This window comes from Peptoniphilus sp. DNF00840 (assembly GCF_001553125.1).
GTDB classification, from domain to species: Bacteria; Bacillota; Clostridia; order Tissierellales; family Peptoniphilaceae; genus Peptoniphilus_A; species Peptoniphilus_A vaginalis.
In genome coordinates this window covers 1-6,659 of record NZ_KQ960238.1, presented here as the reverse complement: position 1 = coordinate 6,659, position 6,659 = coordinate 1, and the positions used below count along the sequence as shown (strand labels likewise).

General features: G+C 37.1%; 7 protein-coding genes. 5 read left to right on the top strand and 2 right to left on the bottom strand.

The window, feature by feature from the left end; genetic code table 11:
* Window positions 1-404: 404 nt before the first annotated feature.
* Window positions 405-1,091 carry an endolytic transglycosylase MltG gene (locus HMPREF1864_RS06460; protein WP_062571998.1) on the bottom strand — a complete coding sequence of 229 codons (687 nt, stop codon included), beginning with the start codon at window positions 1,089-1,091 and terminating at the stop codon, window positions 405-407.
* A 73-nt stretch (window positions 1,092-1,164) separates the two neighbouring features.
* On the opposite strand from HMPREF1864_RS06460, the gene HMPREF1864_RS06455 reads away from it, so the two are divergent.
* From HMPREF1864_RS06455 to HMPREF1864_RS08755, 5 genes are read left to right on the top strand one after another with little or no spacing between them, the layout of a single operon-like run.
* Complete coding sequence (locus HMPREF1864_RS06455; RefSeq protein ID WP_062571997.1) at window positions 1,165-2,154, top strand: RluA family pseudouridine synthase; 990 nt, start codon at window positions 1,165-1,167, stop codon at window positions 2,152-2,154.
* On the top strand, window positions 2,135-4,747 hold the full coding sequence (locus HMPREF1864_RS06450) for a PD-(D/E)XK nuclease family protein (protein ID WP_062571996.1): 2,613 nt from the start codon (window positions 2,135-2,137) through the stop codon (window positions 4,745-4,747). The genes HMPREF1864_RS06455 and HMPREF1864_RS06450 overlap by 20 nt, the downstream gene beginning before the upstream one ends.
* Window positions 4,740-5,279, top strand: coding sequence for a 5-formyltetrahydrofolate cyclo-ligase (locus HMPREF1864_RS06445; RefSeq protein ID WP_062571995.1), 540 nt, complete (start codon window positions 4,740-4,742; stop codon window positions 5,277-5,279). The genes HMPREF1864_RS06450 and HMPREF1864_RS06445 overlap by 8 nt, the downstream gene beginning before the upstream one ends.
* Window positions 5,266-5,967, top strand: coding sequence for a CPBP family intramembrane glutamic endopeptidase (locus HMPREF1864_RS06440; RefSeq protein WP_231723515.1), 702 nt, complete (start codon window positions 5,266-5,268; stop codon window positions 5,965-5,967). Before HMPREF1864_RS06445 ends, HMPREF1864_RS06440 begins: the two co-directional genes overlap by 14 nt.
* Before the next feature lie 4 nt (window positions 5,968-5,971).
* Window positions 5,972-6,094: a hypothetical protein gene (locus tag HMPREF1864_RS08755; RefSeq protein ID WP_255353772.1), complete on the top strand. Its 123-nt coding sequence runs from the start codon at window positions 5,972-5,974 to the stop codon at window positions 6,092-6,094.
* Between the two features lie 153 nt (window positions 6,095-6,247).
* Here HMPREF1864_RS08755 and HMPREF1864_RS08425 read toward each other — a convergent pair whose 3' ends face one another.
* Window positions 6,248-6,424, bottom strand: a complete 177-nt coding sequence (locus HMPREF1864_RS08425) for a DUF2179 domain-containing protein (protein WP_255353773.1) — start codon at window positions 6,422-6,424, stop codon at window positions 6,248-6,250.
* Window positions 6,425-6,659 lie beyond the last annotated feature (235 nt).

Genomic DNA, 6,659 nt, shown 5'->3' with positions numbered 1-6,659 from the left:
GAGCAATTTATTGCTCAACCGATGAACCTTACAACGAAAAGGAGCGTAGCGAACTTTGAGTTGATTAGGTTCACGTGAAGCTCGCAAATAAAAAATAGAGCCAGATGGTTACTGACTCTATTAATAATTAGTTTTTGATTGTAACAACTTGAAGCGAGCAAGTTTTGAATTTTTAGGCTGGCTGCCGCTCGGGGTTGTTGGCAAAGGCCCCTGCCAGGTCGTTGAAGGTGTTGGGGGTGGCCCGGAGGGGGAAGGACCAATCGAAAGGTCCTAACCCCCTCCGGAAAGAAAATCGTAAAGCTCTGCTTTACAAAACTTAATTAAATAATAAATCTTATTAAAACAATCCAAAAGCAGAGCTTTTACTCTAACTTTGCACAAAAAAATCTGTAGTTTCCTACAGATTAGTTTTGTGTCAATGTTTTTATTATATTTTCTACCTTAGTTGGCATTGTGAACTCGTGGTCTCCTGGTGCGAAGGCTGTTACTCCAAGTCTATTGCATTCTGCTACGAAGGCTTGGTCTGATTTAATTGCGCCAAGGTCTAGGAGTTTTTTGCCTACTTGGGCTGGACCTTCTCCTTCTGCTATGTTGAGCTTGTAGGGTTTTAGTTCTATGCCTGCTATTTCTGCAAGGATTTCTTTTACCTTCATGCCTTTGTCGAAATCATAGGCGCCTGGTACTATCTTGCCTTCGATTTGCATGTCTTCTGCAAGGGCCTTGTAAGTTGGCAGGTCTTTAATTAGTCCTTTGGAAATTAAAAGTTCTCCAAGGCTATCTAGGTTTGTTCCTTCTGGAACTGTAAAGTTGTTTACATTTTCGTCTTTTTCATCTTTTTTATCATCATCTACTAGGACAACTGGCTTAACAATTTTTTCTTTTCTAAGTCCTGTTGCTATAAGTAGGTCACCATAAGTTTTTTTAACTTCTTCTACTATTCCAATTTTTACATTTTTTGTTGTGATAGATTTTAAGTAAAGTGTATCTATCCTCCACTTGATTACAAAAATTAGGAAGAGGAAGAAGAGTATTGATATTAAAACTTGGCAGAATTTAATAAAAAAGAGTTTGCCTCTGTTAAAATTATTCAAAATAAACCTCTTTTCTTCTTGTTTTGATATAATTATATCAGCAAAGCCGTAAAATGAAAAGTTTGGAGATTTTATGAGAGAAATTATTATTAATAAGAACGATGAGGGAAGAAGACTGGATAGGTTTTTGAAAATTTATTTTGAGAAGGCACCTCTTTCCTTTTTATATAAAAATTTGAGGAAGAAGAACATCGTGGTCAATGGCAAGAGGGCAAAGCCTGAGGACATTTTAAGTGAGGGCGACGAGATCAAATTATTTTTGGCAGAGGAGACTATTGAGAAGTTTAAAAAGGATATTAAGAAGTCAAAAAATTCTAAGTTGCCAGATGTTTTATACGAGGATGATGACATCATTCTTGTGAAGAAGCCCATCAACTTGCTTACCCACAACGATACAAAAGGCTATCAAGACAATGCCCTTGATCGGATGGTGGACTATCTCATCGCCAAGGGGGATTACCAGCCTAGGCTTGAGAAGTCCTTTAGGCCTGCCTTTGTCAATAGACTTGACAGGAATACTTCTGGAATCTTAATTGGGGCAAAAAATTTGAAGTCTTTGCAGGACTTAAATGCTGCTATTAAGAAGAGGGAGATTAAAAAACTTTATCTCACTCTTGTGGCTGGCAAAGTTACTAGGGATTTTGATGTTGATATAAACTTGAAGAAAACTGGCAATAATGTGATGATGAAGTCTTCAAGGGATGAGGGCAAGAGGGCTATCACAGGCTTTAAGGTCTTGAAGTCCAACAAGGACTACTCTCTTTTGTCTGTTAACTTGATTACTGGAAGGACCCATCAAATTAGGGCATCTTTAAAGGAAGTGGGCCTTGCCATTGTTGGCGATAGGAAGTATGGTGAGGACAGGGTCAACAAGGTCTTTAGGGAGAGGGGACTTGACTCACAGTTCTTGCACAATTACGCCATCGTTTTTGATGCAGATGCCTTTAAGGATTTAAGGGGCAAGTCCTTTGTCTACCTTCCTGAGGGTAAGATGAAGGACATAGCGGAAGATATTTTTAAGATAAATTTAGGGGATTTGTTAAATGAAAAAAATAATTTTTAGGTCTCCAAGAGAGGACTTAGATTTTGAAAACTTAAGGGGCGAGAAAACTCTTGTGGTCTTGCCCTCTCAATCTGCCATAAATTTTTACATAAGGGACATGCTTAGAAGGGGCATGGACATAAATAAGACTGAGTTCGAAACTTTTGACGGGATTGGAAGAAGGAATAGGGCAAAGAGGCCTGATGGGATTTTAAAGTATTTGGTCTTGTCAAAGCTTATGAAGGAAGAGATAAGGACCTTTAAAATTTTTCCGGAGACTGTGGACTTTGTATTGGATTTTTTTGATGAGCTTGCAGAAAATTATTTAGACCCAGGGGACCTTGAGAAAATTCCTGGAGAGCTTTTTGTTGAACTTGCCAAGGTCTTTCAAAGTTATAGGGAGTACTTTGCTGCGAAGGACTACGACATATATGGAAGGGTCAAGGAAGAGTCCATTAGGGCAAGCAAGTTTGATTCTATAATAATTTCTGGCTTTTTGGAATTTGGCAAGACTGAGGAAGAAATTATAAAAATTTTATCTGACTTATCTGATATAGAAGGGAAAAATATTTTTATTGACCTGCCCTTTAACTTTATGGAGTCAAGTCTAGTGGATGAGCTTATTAAAAAATTAAAATCCTATGGCTTTGACCTTGATGAGAGAGAGCCTATTGACTACAAAAAAGAAATAGACAGATCCAAGATAAAAGTTTTGTCCTCAAAGGATGATTTTTATAATTTATTTTTCTCTAATGTGAAGCTTTTGTTGAAGGACGAAGCAGTAAGTGGCCTTACAATTTTAAGTGTGTCTCCTAGCCTTTCGGAGAAGATTAGGGGGAGAGAAAAGTTTCAGGGTCTTGAATTTAATCTGCCAAGGAAGGAGAGGTCTTTACTAGAGAGAGAATTCGTTGGTCTCTTAGATTATTTTCTCGACAAGTCCAAGGAGAATACTTTAAAGCGAGTTAGGATGTCCTTCTTTCCTCTAGGGCTTGATGAAGTTAATCTTGAATCAAGTCTTATGGCATATAATTTTAAAAATTTAGGGGACATAGATTTTTCAAAGCAAAGGGACCTAAGGCTCAATGAGGGCGAGCTTGATGACTTCTTAAGGGGAGTGGACCTTTTAAAGGATGAAAGGATTTCTCCAAGGGAAGAGGTCTCTTATTATCTTGAATTTTTCAAAAACTATTTAGAAGGTCCTAGGGAGAAAATAGAAAAGGTTCTTGAAAGGGACCCTGAAAGTCCAAGAATTCGTGATCAAAGATTTTTGGATGAACTTGACCAAGCCTTTATAAAGATGGAGGGCTTGAAAGAATTTTATAAGTCTATTGACCTTGGTGACTTTGTCTTGATCCTCAAAAAATATATGGAAAAGATTAGGCTTGATGAAGTCCAAAATCTTGAAGGGATTGAAATTTCAAACCAAGCCTCCAACTATTACAGAAAGTTTAAAAACTTATTTTTAATTGGCTTCGACGAGACCTACCAAGATGGCAAGAGGGCAAACTTCATCTACAAGAAGGAAAGTCAGGCAGCCATGGAAGAGCTTGGACTTATAAAAGATAATTTCAAGAGGGATTACGCTTATTTAATCTATGACTTACTTGTGGCAGAGAAGCTTTTGATCCTCTGTGGTGACAGGGAAAAGGGATTTTCAAAACTTTTGAACTCCTTGATACTTGACCTTGACCTAGAGGTTGAGGAAGTTAAAAAAATTTATGAAACAGGGAAACTCTATAGGACAAGTGAGGTTAAAGAAAATTCTTATCTCATAGATGCAGGTGAGCTTGGGGAGATTAACAAGAAGATTTCTGAGAGACCCTACTCAGTTACAGACTTTGACATCCTAAAGGACTGCCCTAGACGCTTTCTCTTTGAGAGGGTTTACAGGATTGGCAAGCTTGAAAAGGACTACGAGGACAGATTTTTTATTGAGGTTGGAGAAATCTACCACAAGGTTTTGGAAAGCTACTTCAAGCAAGAAGAGGGCTTCGATGAAGAAAGATTATTAAAAATAATTTTGGAAGTTGAAAATCTTGGGGACTTCGATGACCTTTCCTTCTTCGATAAGGTTTCAGTCCTAAACTCCCAAAAAATTCTTGGGGACTATATAAAGAAGGACCTAGAGGGTCAAGCCAAGTATGGTTACAAGCCGTCTTACTTTGAGGAAGGTTTTGAAACAGAAATAAATGGTCTAAAGATAAGGGGAAGAATTGACAGGATTGATGCTCTTGGGGACAGGGAGATCATCATGGACTACAAGAGGTCAGGTGTCAAAAAGAAAAAGGAAATTGATGAGTTGAAGTCCTTCCAGATGCCACTTTACTCTATTGCGAGAAAAAAATTGGGTAAGAAAATATCAATGGCTAACTATGGGTCCATTAAGAGGGGAGAAATCGCAACTGTGATAAAGAACTCTGACTTTCTACCAAAGGATGACAAGGGTAGGTATTATATGACAGATGAAGATTTAAAGGACCTCTTAGATAAATTTGAAGCTGAAATTGTCAGACTAACTTCTAGCATTAGGTCTGGCGATTATGAATCAACAAGTGATTGCAAAAATTGTGATTACTTAGAAATTTGTGAGAACAAGGAGAGTTTTAATGGATAAAAAAGAACTTAGGAAAAAATATACGAAGGTTAGGGCAGAGGTTGAGGACAAGGACCTAAAGGACAAGTTGATAAGAAAAAATTTAAGGGAACTTGATCTTTATAAGAAGGCAAGGTCTGTCTTTGTTTTTATTTCTTACAGGTCAGAAGTTGACACCAAGGGAATAATTGATGACATCTTGGCTGATGGAAAGAAACTTTTGGTGCCCCTTGTAAAGGGGAGCGAGATGATTGCTGTTGAAGTCAAGGGGATTGATGACCTTGAGCCAAACAAGATGGGGATACTTGAACCAAAGGATGGGGAAGAAGTGACAGAGGTCGACTTAACTCTTACACCTGGGCTTGCCTTTGACAAGGCAGGCTATAGGCTTGGCTACGGTGGTGGTTACTATGACAAGTTTTTCTCCAAGGTGGACACAATAAGGATGGGGATTGGTTACTATGACCAATTCGTTGAAAGTCTTGTTCACGAAGACTATGACAAGCCTCTTCAATATCTTTTAACTGATAGGGGATTGATTGAATTTGAATAAATATAAGAGAAGATATCCAAGCATAGAGGCCAAAACTTGGAAGTGGGTCCTGTCTTTCATCCTTTCTATAGGGTCCTTCTTTTTGGTGAGTTTGATTTTTGAACTCTTGGGAAGTAAAAATGAAATCCTAATTGCCCTCTTAATAAGTGCCTTGTGCCTAGTGGCCCTTTGGGTGGTGGATAGGCAATTTATTTTAAAAATTTTCTTGCCCTTAAAGATGAAGGACATCCTATACATTTTGCTGGGACTTGGATTTTCCTTTGTGGCAGTTATACTTGCATCAATTGCAATGGCGCAAATGGGAATTCAGGGGTCAGCAAATCCAATTTTTGACATCTTGAATGATGATAATATAAAGAGATTTATTGTCTCAACTATGATTCAGTTTATCGCTGAAGAAATAATTTTTATAATTCCCTTCTTGTTTGTGATTAACAAGTTGAGGACAAGAAATGAAAAGTTAAAGACCCTAGTAGCAATCCTTGTGTCATCACTTATATTTGGAGCCATGCACCTGACAACTTACAACTTCAACATCCTCCAGGCAGTCCTTGTGATATCAATAATAAGAACGGGCCTTACCATGTCCTATGTCCTTTCAAAGAATTTGACAGTGACTTATTTAGTTCATATGATTTACGATTGGGCCTTGATTTGGATTTACTTGACAGCCGGTCAAATGGCATAGGTTTGTGGGATTTAATGACTTTGTAAAGAGGGATGACTTTATAAAAAGCTACGAGTTTGTAAAAATTTGTGGCTTTGAAAAAATTTATGAACTTATGAAGATTTATGAACTTAGTAAAAAACTATAAGTTTGCAAATAATTATGAAGTTTGAAAAAATTTATGACTTTGTAAATAATTATGGACTTGTAGAAAATTATAAACTTGTAAAAACTTATAAAAAAATAACCACGGCTTAATGGGACACCATAAAGTCGTGGTTTTGTTTTTGCACAAAGTTAATTAAATAGAAAGCTCCTTGAAGCCCTTGCCAAGAATCTCTGAAGTGTCAGAAACTGTGACAAAGGCATCCTTGTCAGTCCTCTTGATAATTTGCCTAAACTTGACAAGTTGCCTTGAAGAGCAAACACAGTAGAGGATGTAGACCTCCTTCTTCTTGTAGGAAGTCACCCCCTTGATATAAGTTAGTTGAGTTTAATTATATAAGAAATAGGAGAGGTGATTTGATGCTAAGGGAAATTATAGAAATCAATTTCCCGCTAAAAGCTTTTGAAAAAAATTATGACTTTAGAACTTCTTTAATGTAATTGCAGCTTAACACCATTGCTTTTGCGATAAAATTTATAGACAAAAAATTAAATCTATAAATTTAATAATAGTGGAAGATTGTAAAATGAAGTTAGCCAAATAAAAG

Excerpts from the sequence above, each read along its gene's own strand:
- HMPREF1864_RS06455 (WP_062571997.1), top strand. The coding sequence starts at position 1,165 with ATGAGAGAAATTATTATTAATAAGAACGATGAGGGAAGAAGACTGGAT.
- HMPREF1864_RS06450 (WP_062571996.1), top strand. The coding sequence starts at position 2,135 with ATGAAAAAAATAATTTTTAGGTCTCCAAGAGAGGACTTAGATTTTGAA.
- HMPREF1864_RS06445 (WP_062571995.1), top strand. The coding sequence starts at position 4,740 with ATGGATAAAAAAGAACTTAGGAAAAAATATACGAAGGTTAGGGCAGAG.